The 14,336-nt window shown below is 71.2% G+C and carries 15 protein-coding genes; 6 read left to right on the plus strand and 9 right to left on the minus strand.

What is annotated here, in order from left to right; translation table 11 throughout:
• Positions 1 to 48: 48 nt before the first annotated feature.
• Complete coding sequence (locus tag ABT288_RS20915) at positions 49 to 633, minus strand: TetR/AcrR family transcriptional regulator (protein ID WP_351609760.1); 585 nt, start codon at positions 631 to 633, stop codon at positions 49 to 51.
• 159 nt (positions 634 to 792) lie between these two features.
• Between ABT288_RS20915 and ABT288_RS20920 the strand changes: the two genes are divergently transcribed.
• Positions 793 to 1,752 (plus strand): SDR family NAD(P)-dependent oxidoreductase, encoded by a 960-nt coding sequence (locus ABT288_RS20920; RefSeq protein ID WP_351609762.1) that lies wholly within the window; start codon positions 793 to 795, stop codon positions 1,750 to 1,752.
• A gap of 32 nt (positions 1,753 to 1,784) precedes the next feature.
• Here ABT288_RS20920 and ABT288_RS20925 read toward each other — a convergent pair whose 3' ends face one another.
• Entirely contained in the window at positions 1,785 to 2,156 is a 372-nt protein-coding gene (locus tag ABT288_RS20925; RefSeq protein WP_351609765.1) for an SDR family NAD(P)-dependent oxidoreductase, read from the minus strand.
• Between the two features lie 62 nt (positions 2,157 to 2,218).
• Here ABT288_RS20925 and ABT288_RS20930 point away from each other — a divergent pair, with 62 nt between their 5' ends.
• Positions 2,219 to 2,479: an SDR family oxidoreductase gene (locus ABT288_RS20930; protein ID WP_351609767.1), complete on the plus strand. Its 261-nt coding sequence runs from the start codon at positions 2,219 to 2,221 to the stop codon at positions 2,477 to 2,479.
• A gap of 22 nt (positions 2,480 to 2,501) precedes the next feature.
• Here the strand turns inward: ABT288_RS20930 and ABT288_RS20935 are convergent, their stop codons facing one another.
• Complete coding sequence (locus tag ABT288_RS20935; protein ID WP_351609841.1) at positions 2,502 to 3,536, minus strand: alpha/beta fold hydrolase; 1,035 nt, start codon at positions 3,534 to 3,536, stop codon at positions 2,502 to 2,504.
• Positions 3,537 to 3,918: 382 nt separating this feature from the next.
• Positions 3,919 to 5,172: an extracellular solute-binding protein gene (locus ABT288_RS20940; protein ID WP_351609770.1), complete on the minus strand. Its 1,254-nt coding sequence runs from the start codon at positions 5,170 to 5,172 to the stop codon at positions 3,919 to 3,921.
• A 182-nt stretch (positions 5,173 to 5,354) separates the two neighbouring features.
• Here ABT288_RS20940 and ABT288_RS20945 point away from each other — a divergent pair, with 182 nt between their 5' ends.
• Positions 5,355 to 5,570 carry a dodecin gene (locus tag ABT288_RS20945; protein ID WP_153536743.1) on the plus strand — a complete coding sequence of 72 codons (216 nt, stop codon included), beginning with the start codon at positions 5,355 to 5,357 and terminating at the stop codon, positions 5,568 to 5,570.
• A 13-nt stretch (positions 5,571 to 5,583) separates the two neighbouring features.
• Here ABT288_RS20945 and ABT288_RS20950 read toward each other — a convergent pair whose 3' ends face one another.
• Positions 5,584 to 6,075, minus strand: a complete 492-nt coding sequence (locus ABT288_RS20950) for a phosphatase domain-containing protein (RefSeq protein ID WP_351609773.1) — start codon at positions 6,073 to 6,075, stop codon at positions 5,584 to 5,586.
• A gap of 65 nt (positions 6,076 to 6,140) precedes the next feature.
• Between ABT288_RS20950 and ABT288_RS20955 the strand changes: the two genes are divergently transcribed.
• The 3 genes from ABT288_RS20955 to ABT288_RS20965 all read left to right on the plus strand — a co-directional run bounded on the left by ABT288_RS20955 (position 6,141) and on the right by ABT288_RS20965 (position 9,824).
• Positions 6,141 to 7,148: an LLM class flavin-dependent oxidoreductase gene (locus ABT288_RS20955; RefSeq protein WP_351609776.1), complete on the plus strand. Its 1,008-nt coding sequence runs from the start codon at positions 6,141 to 6,143 to the stop codon at positions 7,146 to 7,148.
• Between the two features lie 104 nt (positions 7,149 to 7,252).
• The gene (locus ABT288_RS20960; protein ID WP_055705713.1) at positions 7,253 to 7,447 is read left to right on the plus strand and encodes an antitoxin; all 195 of its coding nucleotides are present in this window, start codon (positions 7,253 to 7,255) and stop codon (positions 7,445 to 7,447) included.
• Positions 7,448 to 7,475: 28 nt separating this feature from the next.
• Complete coding sequence (locus tag ABT288_RS20965) at positions 7,476 to 9,824, plus strand: ATP-binding cassette domain-containing protein (protein WP_351609779.1); 2,349 nt, start codon at positions 7,476 to 7,478, stop codon at positions 9,822 to 9,824.
• A gap of 119 nt (positions 9,825 to 9,943) precedes the next feature.
• Here ABT288_RS20965 and ABT288_RS20970 read toward each other — a convergent pair whose 3' ends face one another.
• From ABT288_RS20970 to ABT288_RS20985, 4 genes are all read right to left on the minus strand, one after another.
• Complete coding sequence (locus tag ABT288_RS20970) at positions 9,944 to 10,753, minus strand: lysophospholipid acyltransferase family protein (protein ID WP_351609782.1); 810 nt, start codon at positions 10,751 to 10,753, stop codon at positions 9,944 to 9,946.
• Positions 10,753 to 11,523: a GNAT family N-acetyltransferase gene (locus ABT288_RS20975; RefSeq protein WP_351609784.1), complete on the minus strand. Its 771-nt coding sequence runs from the start codon at positions 11,521 to 11,523 to the stop codon at positions 10,753 to 10,755. The genes ABT288_RS20970 and ABT288_RS20975 overlap by 1 nt, the downstream gene beginning before the upstream one ends.
• 252 nt (positions 11,524 to 11,775) lie before the next feature.
• A complete protein-coding gene (locus tag ABT288_RS20980) occupies positions 11,776 to 13,011 on the minus strand; it encodes a CynX/NimT family MFS transporter (RefSeq protein ID WP_351609786.1) in 1,236 nt (411 codons plus the stop codon).
• A gap of 99 nt (positions 13,012 to 13,110) precedes the next feature.
• The gene (locus tag ABT288_RS20985; protein WP_351609789.1) at positions 13,111 to 14,256 is read right to left on the minus strand and encodes a hypothetical protein; all 1,146 of its coding nucleotides are present in this window, start codon (positions 14,254 to 14,256) and stop codon (positions 13,111 to 13,113) included.
• Between the last annotated feature and the right edge of the window lie 80 nt (positions 14,257 to 14,336).

The following is a 14,336-nucleotide window of genomic DNA, read 5'->3' on the forward strand; positions in this document are numbered from 1 at the left end:
CCATCGCGGCGTCGAGGGAGTCGAGGGGCGGCAGTCGTGCGGATCGCGTCAGCTCGTGACGACGCCGTACAGGAGCAGGTCGATGAGTCTGGTGGCCAGGTCGCGTCGTTCTTCGCTGGCGGCCATGAGGCTGATTCCGCCGAGGGCCATCAGCACGTCCTGCGCCTCGATCCCTGGCCGTGCCACCGACTGGCCCTCCGCGGCGCCGAGCAGGTGGGCGATGGCGTCGGCGAGCAGCGACCGGGTGTGTACCTTCTCGCTCTCGTCGGTAAGGACCACGGCCAGCGCGTCGGCCATGCCCTGCTTGGCGGCCATGAAGTCGATGAAGCGCTCCATCCAGGTCCGCAGCGCGTCCACCGGTGGCTGTGTGGCGGTGAGGTGCTGTGCCGCCTCGCACAGTCGCTGCACCTCTTGCCGGTAGATCGCCTCGATCAGCAGTTCCTTGGACGGGAACCGGCGGTAGAGGGTGCCGACGCCGACACCTGCCGCACGGGCGATGTCCTTGACCGACGCACCGGCTCCCTCACGGGCGAACGCGGCCGCTGCCGCCTCCAGCAGTCGGTCCTCATTGCGTTGCGCGTCGGCGCGCAGCGGCCTGCTGTGCCGCGCCGAGCCCCCCTCGATGCCGGTCACCGGACTCCCTTCCTCGTCGCACTTGAAACCGGAACCGGTTCCGCTTAGCCTCGGAGGGGTAACCGGAACCAGTTCCGGATACGAGGGTACGACGCCCCCCGGCTGTGCGCCATCGGACGCGCCCTCGCCTCCCGACCCCGTCGCCTTCCTGGAGAATCCATGACCGACAACCTCCTCACGACCCCGTTCGGGTCGCAGACCACCGCTGCCGAGGTACTGGCAGGCATCGACCTCAGCGGCCGGCGCGCCATCGTCACCGGGGGCGCTTCCGGCATCGGACAGGAAACCGCCCGAGTCCTGGCCGCCGCCGGCGCCGAGGTGACCATCGGCGTCCGCGACCTGGCAGCGGGCATGCAGGTCGCGGAGGAGATCGCTCCGGCGAACGGTCGGGGAACGGTCGACGCCGCGCCGCTCGACCTCGCCGACCAGAAATCGGTGCACGCCTTCGTGGCGGCATGGCGAGGGCCGCTGCACATCCTGGTCCTCAACGCCGGCGTGATGGCCTCGCCGCTGGAGCGGACGAAGGAGGGCTGGGAAATGCAGTTCGCCACCAACCACCTCGGCCACTTCGCCCTCGCCACCGGCCTGCACAGCGCCCTGACAGCAGCCCACGGTGCACGCGTGGTCGCCGTCAGCTCGGTCGGCCACGTCAACGGCGGCGTGATCTTCGACGACATCAGCTTCGAGCAGCGCCCCTACGACCCGTGGGCTGCCTACAGCCAGTCCAAGACCGCCAACGTCCTGTTCGCGGTCGAGGCGGGCCGCCGCTGGGCAACCGACCTCATCGCCGTCAACGCCCTCAACCCGGGCCGCATCACCAGCACCCGGCTCGGCCGTCACATCGGGGACATCTCCAACAGCCCGGCCTCGTTCGACCCCACCAGCACCGACGTGTCCTGGAAGAACATCGAGCAGGGTGCCGCGACCTCGGTGCTGCTCGCCGCCTCTCCGTTGGCCGAGGGCGTGACCGGCCGGTACTTCGAGGACTGCAACGAGGCCGGCCCGCACCGGCCTGGTGTGCGCCGGGGAGTCGCCGCCCACGCGGTGGACCTTCACAGCGCGGCCCGCCTGTGGCAGGTCTCCCTCGACATGCTCGCGGCCGCCTCCACGGCCGACTGACGGAACCATCTCGATCCAGATCAAGGAGACGGTCATGTCCGCACGTCTGCAGAACACCGTAGCCCTGGTGACCGTTCCTGAGCCGGCGCGTTCAGGACCGGTCCGGGCATGCCCACACCCGCGTTGTTGACGAGGATGTCCAGGCGACCGAGTTCGACCACCACACGCTCCACGGCGGCCGTCGCCTGTTCCCGCTCCGTGATGTCGGCCTTCACCACAAGGGCCGCCCCGCCCTCGGTGCGTATCTTCCCGGCCAGTTCCTCGAGCCGGTCACGGCGCCGGGCGACCAGGGCGACGGCGGCACCCTCCGCGGCGAGGCTCAGGGCGGTTGCCTCGCCGATGCCGCTGCTGGCGCCGAGCGCGGCGCAGGACTCGCCCCGCCGGGTCGCGGACCTGGTCAACATCAGCTCCACCGCGGGGCGTGTGGCACGGCCGGGCACGGCGGTCTACAGCATGACCAAGCTCGGTGAACGGGTTCACCGAAGCCCTGCGCCAGGAGGTCATGCGGCAGCGACTGCGCGTGAGCGTGGTCGAACCCGGGACGGTGGACACCGAGTTCGTCACGCGCTCGCGAGACGAGATCAGAGCGTCGCTGGACCAGCAGCCGGCCGGGATGGAGATGCTGCGCCCCGAGGACATCGCGGACACGGTCGCCTTCGTCGTCACGCGCGACCGCCGGGTGTCCGTCAACGAGGTGCTGGTCCGCGCTTCCGAGCAGACCTGGTAGGTCCCTCGCGGCGCCGCACCGGTCAGAACCCGTCGACCTCCACGACAGCCGCCGCGAACCCCTGCGGATCCTCCTGCGGAACGTTGTGCCCTACGTCCAGGGTCCGGTGCGCGTACGTGCCTGCGAACTTCTTGCGATACGCGGACCCGTTCCCCGCAGGGGTGAACGGATCGTGCGCTCCGTCGATGGTGATCGTCGGCACCTTGATGACCGGCGCCGCGGCCAGACGCTTTTCCAGCTCGTCATACCGCGGCTGACCCTTCGCGAGCCCAAGGCGCCAGCGGTAGTTGTCGATCACGATACTGACGTAATCGGGGTTGCTGAATGCCGCTGCCGTCCGATCGAAGGTCGCCTCGTCGAAGTTCCAGGTCGGAGAGTTGAACTTCCAGACCAGTTTGGCCAGATCGCGCCGGTACTCCTGGAGGCCGAGTACGCCTCTTTCGGTGGAGAAGTAGTACTGATACCACCACGCCCATTCACTCTTCGGCGGCGTCGGTATCTTGTTGGCTTCGACATTCACAATGAGATAGCCGGTCACCGAGACCAGCGCTTTGCAACGCTCCGGCCAGAGGGCCGCAATGATGTCGCCCGTTCGCGATCCCCAGTCGTACCCGGCGAGAATGGCCTTGTCGATCTTCAAGGCGTCCATCAGCGCGACGATGTCGACGGCGAACGCCGACTGTTGTGCGTTCCTGGGCGTTTTGCTCGACAGGAATCGCGTGGTGCCATGGCCGCGCAGGTAGGGGACGATCACACGGTACCCCTTGGCTGCGAGCAACGGCGTGACCGCCTCGTAGCTGTGAATGTCGTAGGGCCAGCCGTGCATGAGCAGGACCGCCTGCCCATGGGCCGGTCCGGCTTCGACGTACCCCACGTCGAGTTCCCCGGCGTGGATCTGCTTCACCGGACCAAAGGACGTGCGCTTCGCGGGTTCGACCCCGGGATGAGCCACATGCTCTGGCGATTCCGACTGCGCCTGAGCACTGTCCCCCAAGCCGACCTGGGCCGTCACAGCAGTTGCGGCTGCGGCTCCAAGGAATTGACGACGGCTATGCATGGATCCGCGCATTTCCATCGATGAATCTCCTTGTTCGAAGACCTTCATGGGTGGGCCCCCACGGCGCTTCGCTCCTCTGCCATGCAACACTCGTATGACTGACGGCGCAACGTGACGATCCATGTACCCATTGCTCCATCCGGGCGATTCCAGCGGTCGCCCCGGCAAGCGTGCGACATAGTGCATACGCGGACGCCGGCCCACCTCCTGACTGCTCAACTCATCGGACCGTCGGTCCGGTTCACCGCCGACGGCGCGGACCTCGAGCCGCGCGTCATGGCCCTGGACGCGGACACGCGCCCCGGCTGGCGATCGGCCCCGCGCGCACCGGGGCTCCTCACAGGTCGCGGCCGACGCCGTGCCCATGCTCGTCTGCGGTGACTCAGACGTCCGGTGCGAGCTTCTCGGTGATCTTCGCGGAGGCCCGGCGGGCCTCCGTCGCCGGATTCGCCCCGGACAGCACCCGGGTCATGTACTCCTTGATCGGGTTGTCGGCCTCGACGTCGGCCCACTGAGGGGTGCTGGGGGTCGCCCGGCCGTGTGCCGCGCCCGCGGCCATGGCGGCGACCCCCTCCTCCCCCTCGACCTTGCTCGCCAGCGTGGTCTTGTTGGGCACGTAGTTCATGGTGCGGGCGAGTTCGGTGTCCCACTTGGCTCCGACGAGCGCCCCGACGACGGCGGTCGCCGCGAACTGGTCCTTGGTGCCGGCCGGGACGACGAGGTCGGAGCCGCCGGTGAAGACGGTGCCGGGCCGCGCGGCGGTCTTCCCGGGCACCGGGAAGAAACCCAGCTTGCCCTTCAGGTCCGGGTTCTGCCGCACGATCGACTGGACCAGTCCCGGTACGGCGACGATCTGCGCCACCTTGCCGCCGGCGAACACCCCGGCCTGGGGCGGATGTTCCTCGTCGGCGTCCAACGGACCGCGGCCCAGCGCCTGCAGCCGCCGGTAGAAGTCCATGCCACGCAGCGCGGCCGGGGTGTCGAGGGCGCCCTCCCACCTGTAGTCCTTCTGCCGGGCGAGGTCGCCGCCCTCGTCCCAGACGAAGCCGGAGAGGGTGTACCAGTCCTGTCCGGCCAGGTAAATACCCTGGTCGCCGCCGGAGTTGAGCCTCTCGGTGTCGGCGAGCCACTCCTCGCGGGTCCTCGGCGGGCGGGTGATACCGGCGGCCTGGAAGAGATCCTTGCGGTAGATGACGACGCGGTTGGCCGCGTACCAGGGGATGCCGTACTGCGCGTTCGCGTCCTTGCCGGGCTCGGCGAGGGCGGGCAGCCACTGGTCCTTGCCCCAGTCGCGCATCGACTCCAGCGTGAGGTCGGCGAGCTTGCCGCCGTCGGCGTACAGCGGCACCTGGGTGTTGCCGACCTCGATGACATCGGGTCCGTGGCCGGAGTCGTCCTTCAGCGCCGCGCGGACCTTGTCGACGATGCCGGTCCATTCCTGGATGCGGATGTCGAGGCGCAGGTCCTTGTGGGTGCGCTCGAAGTCGGCCGTGAACCGCCGGAGGAACTCCGCGGAGGCGCTGTCCTTCATCAGCCACACGGTGACCGTCTTGCGCTCGTGGCCGCCGGGGAGCATCCCGCAGGCGCTGACCAGGGAAGCCGTGACACACACGAGGGCGAGCAGACGACGTCTCACGAGGGGTCCTGTTCTGTCTGGCAAGGGGACGCGGACAGGGGTGGGGGCCCGACGTGGGGGGACGAGCGGTGAACTCGTACGGGTGTGCTGGATTTTGGTATGGACCAATGCGGAGGTCAAGGGGCGGGCGCGGCGGGGATGGGGCACGGTGGAGTACGGCGTGACACGAGAGGAGCACCCTCATGACGAATCACACCTACCGGGTCACCGAGATCGTCGGCACGTCGCACGAGGGCATCGACCAGGCCATCCGCAACGGCATCGCCCGCGCCGACCAGACCCTGCGCAACCTCGACTGGTTCGAGATCACCGAGGTCCGCGGCCAGATCGAGAACGGACGGATCGAGCACTACCAGGTGGGGCTGAAGGTGGGCTTCCGCATCGAGGACGCCGACTGACCGTCTCCCGACGTCAGGTGCGGCCCTCCCGCTCCTGAGCCTCCTCGAGCGCCGCGGACTTCGCGGCCCAGCGGGCGCGTACGACGGTGAACCCGGCGCGCTCGGCGTCGTCGCAGACCATCTCGTCGTCGTCCACGAGGACACGGATCTCACGGTCCTGGGCGAGCCGGCGCAGGATCTCCAGCTTGGTGAACCGGGCGGGCCTGCGGTCGGCGTTGCTCCGCATGTACACACGCCCCTCGGGCAGCCCCTGGGCCGCGAGCCAGTCCAGCGTGTCGCGCCGCCACCGCTCGGGGCGGCCGGTGAGATACAGCACCTCGCACTCGCGGGCGCTGTCCACGGCGAGCGCGATGCCCTCGGCGAGGGGCGGATCCGCGGGCGCGGCGGCGAAGAAGGCGGCCCAGTTCTTCGGCCGCGCCTCCAGAAAGTGCTGCCGGTGGGCGGTGTCGGCCAGGGTGTTGTCCAGGTCGAACACGGCGAGCGGGCGCCTGTTGCTGTCGGTCACGGGCCCACCTTAGCCAGGCGCCGACGGGTCAGGAATTCCGGGCTCGCCAGGGCGTTGAACCCTGCGTGAGCAGCACAGTGACCGCCCGGACCCGGTTCTCCGTCCTCGACCGTTCCCGCACCCGCGAGGGGCACCCGCCCGCCGCGGCGCTGCGGGACACCGTCGCGCTGGCGCGGGAGGCGGAGACGCTCGGCTATCACCGCTTCTGGGTGTCCGAGCACCACGGTGTGCCCGGGGTCGCCGGTTCCGCGCCGACCGTACTGGCCGCCGCGGTCGCCTCGGCCACGCGTACGATCCGGGTCGGCACCGGCGGGGTGATGCTGCCCAACCACCAACCGCTCGTCGTCGCCGAGCAGTTCGGCGTCCTGGAGTCCCTGTTCCCCGGCCGGATCGACATGGGGCTCGGGCGTTCCGTCGGCTTCACCGACGGGGTGCGCAAGGCCCTCGGCCGGGACAGGGACGTCGCCGAGGACTTCGCGGCGCAGCTCGGCGAGCTGCTGGGCTGGTTCGAGGGCGGCTCGCCGACGGGGGTGCGGGCCCGTCCCGCCGAAGGGCTGCGGGTGCCGCCGTTCGTGCTGGCCATGGGCGAGGGCGCGTCGATCGCGGCCCGCGCCGGACTGCCGATGGTGATCGGCGATCTGCGCGGCCGGGAGAAGATGCTGCGCGGCATCGACCAGTACCGCTCCCTGTTCCGTCCCTCCCGCTGGGCGTCGGAGCCGTACGTCGTGATCTCCGGGACGGTCGCGGTCGCCCGCACCGAGGCGGAGGCCCGGCGGCTGCTGGTCCCCGAGGCCTGGTCGATGGCGTACGCGCGCACCCACGGCACCTTCCCGCCGCTCTCCCCGGCCGAGGAGATCGAGGCCCGCCCGATGACCGCGAAGGAGCGCGGCTTCCACGAGGCCGCTCTCGCCGGGCACATCGCGGGCACCGAGGACCAGGTCGCACACGAGCTGGAGAAGGTGCTGAAGGAGACGGGCGCCGACGAGGTCCTGGTCACCACCAGCACGTACGACCGTACGGCCCTGCTGCACTCCTTCCGGCGGCTCGCCGCGCTGTTCACGCCGGGCCGCTGAAGCCGGGCCGCTCGAGGCCCCAGTGGCCCAGGGCCCCGAGATGCGAACCCGGCCGGGCCCGGTGACCCTTGGAGGGCAAGCCGCAAGCGACGAGGAGGGCTGCCATGTCCTTCATGGACAAGATCAAGGGCATGCTCAAGGGCCATGAGGGTATGGCCGACAAGGGCATCGACAAGGGCGGCGACTACATCGACCAGCGCACCGGGAACACATACCAGTCGCAGGTGGACGCCGGTCAGGACAAGCTGAGGGACGAGTTCGGCACCCGGCCGAACCGGGACAACCCGCCGCAGTCGTAGCGCACGGGGGCGGATAGAGTCTCCCCCCATGCACAGCCCCCACGAGCCGTACGACCCTTACATCCGTGTCCGGGGCGCCCGTGAGCACAACCTCAAGGGCGTCGACGTGGACATCCCCCGGGACGTGCTCGCCGTGTTCACCGGTGTCTCCGGCTCGGGGAAGTCGTCCCTGGCGTTCGGCACGATCTACGCCGAGGCCCAGCGGCGGTACTTCGAGTCGGTCGCGCCGTATGCGCGCAGGCTGATCCACCAGGTCGGGGCGCCCCGGGTCGGCGAGATCACCGGGCTGCCGCCCGCGGTCTCGCTGCAGCAGCGCCGCGCGGCCCCCACCTCGCGTTCCTCGGTCGGCACGGTCACCAATCTCTCCAACTCGCTGCGCATGCTGTTCTCCCGGGCCGGGGAGTATCCGCCGGGCGCGGAGCGGCTCGATTCGGACGCGTTCTCGCCGAACACGGCGGCCGGTGCCTGCCCGGAGTGCCACGGCCTCGGCCAGGTGCACGGCACCACCGAGGAGTTGCTGGTCCCGGATCCCTCGCTGTCGATCCGGGAGGGCGCCATCGCCGCCTGGCCCGGTGCCTGGCAGGGCAAGAACCTGCGCGACATCCTCGACGCGCTCGGCCACGACGTGGACCGGCCCTGGCGCGAGCTGCCCGCGCAGGCGCGCGAGTGGATCCTGTTCACGGACGAGCAGCCGGTGGTCACCGTGCACCCCGTCCGCGACGCCGACCGCATCCAACGGCCGTACCAGGGCACGTACATGAGCGCCCGCCGCTATGTGCTCAAGACCTTCTCGGACACCAGGTCCGCGTCGCTGCGGGCGAAGGCGGAACGGTTCCTGACCAGCGCGCCCTGCCCGGTGTGCGGGGGCAGCCGGCTACGGCCCGAGGCGCTGGCGGTGACCTTCGGCGGCCGGACCATCGCCGAACTGGCGGCGCTGCCGCTGACCGACCTGGCCGCGGCTCTCGACGGCCCCACCGGCCGCACCGAGACCGAGCGGGTCCTCACCGGGGACCTGAGGTCCCGGATCGCGCCGGTGGTCGAACTGGGCCTCGGCTACCTCAGCCTCGACCGCTCCACCCCCACCCTGTCGGCGGGCGAGCTGCAACGGCTGCGGCTCGCCACACAGTTGCGCTCCGGGCTGTTCGGGGTGGTGTACGTCCTGGACGAGCCGTCCGCCGGACTGCACCCGGCGGACACCGAGGCCCTGCTGACCGTGCTGGACCGGCTGAAGGCGGCCGGGAACTCGGTGTTCGTGGTGGAGCACCACCTGGAGGTGGTGCGCGGCGCCGACTGGCTGGTGGACGTGGGCCCCGGCGCGGGCGAGCACGGCGGACGCGTGCTGTACAGCGGGCCGCCGGCCGAGCTGGCGTCGGTCGAGGACTCGGCGACGGCCGCGTTCCTCTTCGACGAGTCACCCGGCCCGGCGCGTGAAGTCCGCTCCCCTCGCGGCTGGTTGAAGGTGGGTCCGGTGACCCGGCACAACCTGCGCGCGGTGACGGCCGAGTTCCCGCTCGGCGCGTTCACCGCCGTCACCGGGGTCTCGGGCTCCGGAAAGTCCACGCTCATCGGCGAGTTGACGCAGGAGTCGGCGGGCGTGGACCGGCTGGTCCGGGTCGACCAGAGGCCGATCGGGCGCACCCCGCGTTCCAACCTGGCCACCTACACCGGCCTGTTCGACGTCGTACGCAAGGTGTTCGCCGGCACCGAGGAGGCGCGGGCTCGCGGGTACGGCGTCGGCCGCTTCTCCTTCAACGTGGCCGGGGGGCGCTGCGAGACCTGTCAGGGCGAGGGGTTCGTCAGCGTCGAGCTGCTGTTCCTGCCGAGCACCTACGCGCCCTGCCCGGACTGCGGCGGCGCCCGCTACAACCCCCAGACCCTGGAAGTGACCTACCGGGAGCGGAACATCGCCGAGGTGCTGGATCTGACGGTGGAGGCCGCGGCGGCGTTCTTCGCCGACATCCCGGCCGCCGCCCGCAGCCTCGGCACGCTGCTCGACGTCGGCCTGGGCTATCTGCACCTCGGGCAGCCGGCGACCGAGCTGTCCGGCGGAGAGGCGCAGCGAATCAAGCTGGCGAGCGAGTTGCAGCGCGGCCGGCGCGGCCACACCGTCTACCTGCTGGACGAGCCCACCACCGGGCTGCACCCGGCCGATGTGGAGGTGCTGATGGACCGGCTGCACGGGCTGGTCGACGCCGGGCACACGGTCGTGGTGGTCGAGCACGACATGACGGTGGTGGCGGGCGCCGACTGGGTCATCGACCTGGGCCCCGGCGGCGGTGACCGGGGCGGCCGGATCGTGGCCTCGGGTCCGCCGGAGCGGGTGGCCACGGCGGCGGGCAGCGCCACGGCGCCCTATCTGGCGCGGGTCATGCCCTGAGCCGTACCGGGCCGTCAGCTGCTCCGGTCGAGCGCGGTCGGCCTTCTTGCAGGGGATCACCTGCTTGTTGATGCGCGTCTGGAGCCCCGACCGGTCACCTCGCGGGCGCCGTTGCGCGGCTACGGCACCAACGCGGCGTGTGTCCAGTCCGGTTCGCCCACGCGGCCGGGCTGTGCGGCCCGGGCGAGGGACTTGCGGGTGGTGTGGCGGCCGGCCGGGATGACCGGGAGGATGTCCACCTCGGCGACCAGGCCCCGGGTGCGGGCCACCCGCCACAGGGAGGCGAGCAGGGTGTCCTCGCCGACGAACGCCGCCGCCGTGCTCGGCCCGCCGCCCTCCTGCCGGTAGCGCAGGCCGACCGGCTGCACGGGTACGCCGGCGTCGAGCGCGGCCTGGAAGACGGCCCGGCGAAAGCGGCCGTGGGCCCGCCCGCACCAGGTGCTGCCCTCCGGGAACGCGGCGACGGCCGCTCCCTCGCGCAGCGCGTCGGCGATCCTGGCGACCGTCCCGGGCAGGGCGCGGATCCGGTCCCGCTCGATGAACAGGGCCCCGCCGCGTGCCACCAGGGCACCCGCGACCGGCCACTGCCGGATCTCGGTCTTGGCGAGCATCCGGGCGGGGCGTACGGCGGTCAGCAGCGGGATGTCCAGCCACGAGACGTGGTTGGCGACCAGCAGCAGCCCGCCGGCCGGTGCGGCCGTGCCGGTGAAGCGGACCCGGACGCCGACGGCCCGCACGATCGCCCGGCACCACCGCCTGACCCACTCGGCGGGAATCCTCCCGCCGAGCGGGGACAGCACGAGCCCGGCCAGCACCAGGACCGCGACCGCGGTCAGCCGCAGCACGGCCCGGGGTACGGCCGTGGCGGCCCGGGCCTGCTCCACACAGGCGCCCGGGGTGCAGGGCGCGCTGGGCAGCCAGACGCTCATCAGGCCGGCACGAGGGAGAGGAAGTGCCGCAGATAGCGCGGGTTGACCCGGCGCATCGACAGCAGCACGTACAGGTCGGCGACCCCGAAGTCCGGGTCGTGCGCGGGCTCGCCGCACACCCAGGCGCCCAGGCGCAGATAGCCGCGCAGCAGGGCGGGCAGCTCGCTGTGCCCGGCCGGGGCCTCGGCGTTCGGGGCCCACGGCAGCAGCGGCCGCACCCGGAACTCCTCGGGTGCCAGGTGCTTGGCGCGCACCCGCTCCCAGGTGGCCGTCGCCAGGGCGCCGCCGTCCGCGAGCGGCACCGAGCAGCAGCCCGCCAGCCACTCGTGCCCGCGGTCGACCATGTAGCGGGCTATCCCGGCCCAGATCAGGCCGATGACGGCGCCGTCGCGGTGGTCGGGGTGCACACAGGAGCGGCCGACCTCGACCAGGCCGGGCCTGATGGGGTCGAGCGCGGCCAGCTCGAACTCGCCCTCCGAGTAGAGCCGGCCGGCGACCGAGGCCCGCTCCGGCGGCAGCAGCCGGTAGGTGCCGACGACCTGTCCGGTGCCGGTGTCGCGCACGAGCAGGTGGTCGCAGTAGGCGTCGAAGGCGTCCACGTCCAGGCCGGGCTGCGGCGTGGCCAGCAGGGCCCCCATCTCACCGGCGAAGACGTCGTGCCGCAGCCGCTGCGCGGCCCGCACGTCGTCCTCGTCACGGGCGAGGGTGACGGTGTAGCGGGTCGGTGCCGCGGGCTGCGGGGGGCGGTCGAGGGTGGAAACGCCGGTCATGGCTCTCTCCTGGTCACGGGCCGGTTCGGCGACGACGGCGAGCGGGTGCGTACGGCTCGTCGCTCCTGTTCTTCCGACACCGGTTGGCCGGCGTGTGACCGCCGGCCGGAGAACGGATGTGGGAATGCTGAACGCCGGGGGCGCGGCCGCTGGGCCGTGCTCGGTGCGGATGCGGACGACCGGCCGTGCGGATGCGGACGACCGGCCGTACGCCTTCCACGACGGGGATGTCCGGGGGCATGCCCTCCTTCGTCACGGGACCGCTTGGAGTTCGGGCAATTCGTCGCTCACGCCGGGCGTGCGGGTGGGCTGGACGAGCGCGGGGCGGCCGGCCAGCAGTCCGACGACGGTCTCCGGCAGCAGAAGGGCGAGCAGGAGCAACAGGGGCGCCGTCCATCCGCCGGTGCGGCCGTGCAGGAGGCCGATCGTCAGCGGTCCCGCCGCGGCCACGAGGTAGCCGCCGGTCTGGGCCATGCCGGACAGCCGGGCCGCGATCTGCGGTGTGGGGGAGCGCAGGCTCAGCAGGGTGAAGGCGAGCGGGAAGGCACTGCCGGTGGCGAGCCCGAGCACACAGATCCACAGCCATCCGGCGTGCGGCGCGAAGAGCAGGCCGAGGAGGGCGACGGCCTTGGCCGCGGCGACGGCGATGACGAGCGGGCGCTGTGTGGTCAGCCGGGCGGCGACGACGGGGACTGCGAAGCCCAGCGGGACGCCGATGATCTGCAGGACCGAGACCATCAGCCCGGCCTCGGCGGGGGCGAACCCGTCGGCGTGCATGATCTCGGGGAGCCACGCCGTGAGTGCGTAGAACATCAGGGACACCAGGCCGAGGAACCCGGCGACCGCCCAGGCGAGCGGTGAGCGCAGCAGTGAGCCCGTGTCGTCGGCGGAGGCCGTGCGCGGGGCGGGGTCGGGCCGGCCGCGCGCCGCCAGCGGGCTCCAGACGAGCGCGGCCAGCAGGGACGGAAGCGACCATGCGGCCAGCGCGATGCGCCATCCGACGGCGTGGCTCAGGGGGACGGCGAGGCCCGCGCCCATGGCTCCGCTGGATGCCATGAGCATCATGGCGAGGCCGGTCAGGGAGCCGACCCGGCCGGCGAAGCGGCGTTTGATCACGACGGGGACGAGGACGTTGCCGAAGGCGATTCCGGCGCCGGTCAGGACGGTGCCGGTGAACAGCAGCACCGTCGAGGGGAGGGCGCGCAGCAGGATGCCCGTGGTGAGCAGGAGAAGCGCCGCGGTGATGGTGGTTTCGGCGCCGATGCGCCGGGCTGTCGGCGGGGCGAGCGAGGCGAAGACGCCGAGGCACAGCACGGGCAGCGTGGTCAGGACGCTGACCTGGGTTCCGGTGAGGTGGAAGGCGTGCTGGAGCCGGCCGAGGACGGGTGAGACGCCGGTGATGGCGGCTCGTAGGTTCAGTGCGAGGAGTACCAGGCCGCAGAGTGCCCGGAGTCCTCTCGCGCGGTGAATGACGGATGAGTTCTTCACTGTTCCCCCTGGACATGACCGAAGGCTTCCCCCAGGGCGCAGACGGTGTCTCCGTGACGGGGGGAAGCCTTCGGTGTGTGGCGCCGGGCCGGTGGGTGCTCAGACGAGGGCCGGGGTCGCTGCCGACCGGTTGTGGAACGGGCAGACGAGTTGGTTGGTCTGCCCCTTGGTGAGCGCGGCGGCGCCGGAGGCGGTGGTGCCGCCGCCGAGGAGGCGCAGGATCTCGGTGGAGAGGAGGTCCTGCCTGCCCTTGAGGGCGTCGGCGGTGGTCTGGTCGGCAGCGAAGACCATTTCGGCGGCGATGTTGTCCTGGACGATGCGCGCGAGGTTGTCCAGGGCGACGGCCACGGGGTCGGCGGGGGGCTGCGCCGTCATCAGGTCGATGAGATGCGAGCCGACCTTGTCCTGGTTCATGTAGTTCTTGATGATGATGCTGTTCTGGTTCAGCTCGTAGGTGGTCCACAGCGACAGCACCACCGCGTACAGCCCGGACCAGGCGTCGTCCCCGACCTGCTTGCGCCAGCGCGTCAGAAGGTTGCCGACGCCCTGGATCTGCACCTTGGACGACCAGTACATGTTGGTGCGGATGCTCGGGTAGACCGCGTTGGAGAAGTCCTCGAAGGACTTCATGTCGAACTCGCGGGTGCGGATCGTGTCCGCGATGTAATCGTGCGCGTGGTCGAGGATGAACGCGCAGGCGTCGTGCAGGTCGGTGGGAAGGCCGGCTTCCTCCAGCGTCGCGCGGGCGGTGTCGAGGATGTCGGCGAAGGCCTGGAGCGGCACGGTCCAGCCGGTGTCCTTCGGCCCGGTGGAGGCGACCATGGCGAGGTCGTGCGGATCGATGTACTTCGCCTGTGACGCCGGGATGTTCTTCGGGTCCAGGTAGGGCGCGCAGATCGAGTAGATGCCGAGCGGGGTGTGGGCGATGGACTTGGCCAGCTCGAAGACCTCGTCCACGGGCCGGATCCGCTCCAGCACGGTGCCGTTGTCGACAAGGTGGTAGGTGCCGCCCACCATGTCGTTGTTGACGATGATGACGGGGCCGAGGTGCTTGGTCAGGTTGGCGCGCAGGGTGTCGTAGTTGCCGCGCATGCCCGTGTCGACGGCACGGATGTTGTCACGTGCGGCGGTCTTCCGGTCGGCGTCCGTGCCGGCGTGCGCGGCACCGGCCGTGGTCAGGTTGGTGAGAGCTGCGGTGGCGCCGACAGCGGCGGCGGCGCCGAGGACGGTTCTTCGGGTGGGCACTTTCGGTCTTCCCCCTCTGGAATGGCGCGCGATATCCCCATCTACGCGCGTTGTGTCCGGCGCTTGCCCCCATCGGTGCC

It is taken from the genome of Streptomyces sp. NPDC001093 (assembly GCF_040298985.1).
Taxonomy (GTDB): Bacteria; Actinomycetota; Actinomycetes; order Streptomycetales; family Streptomycetaceae; genus Streptomyces.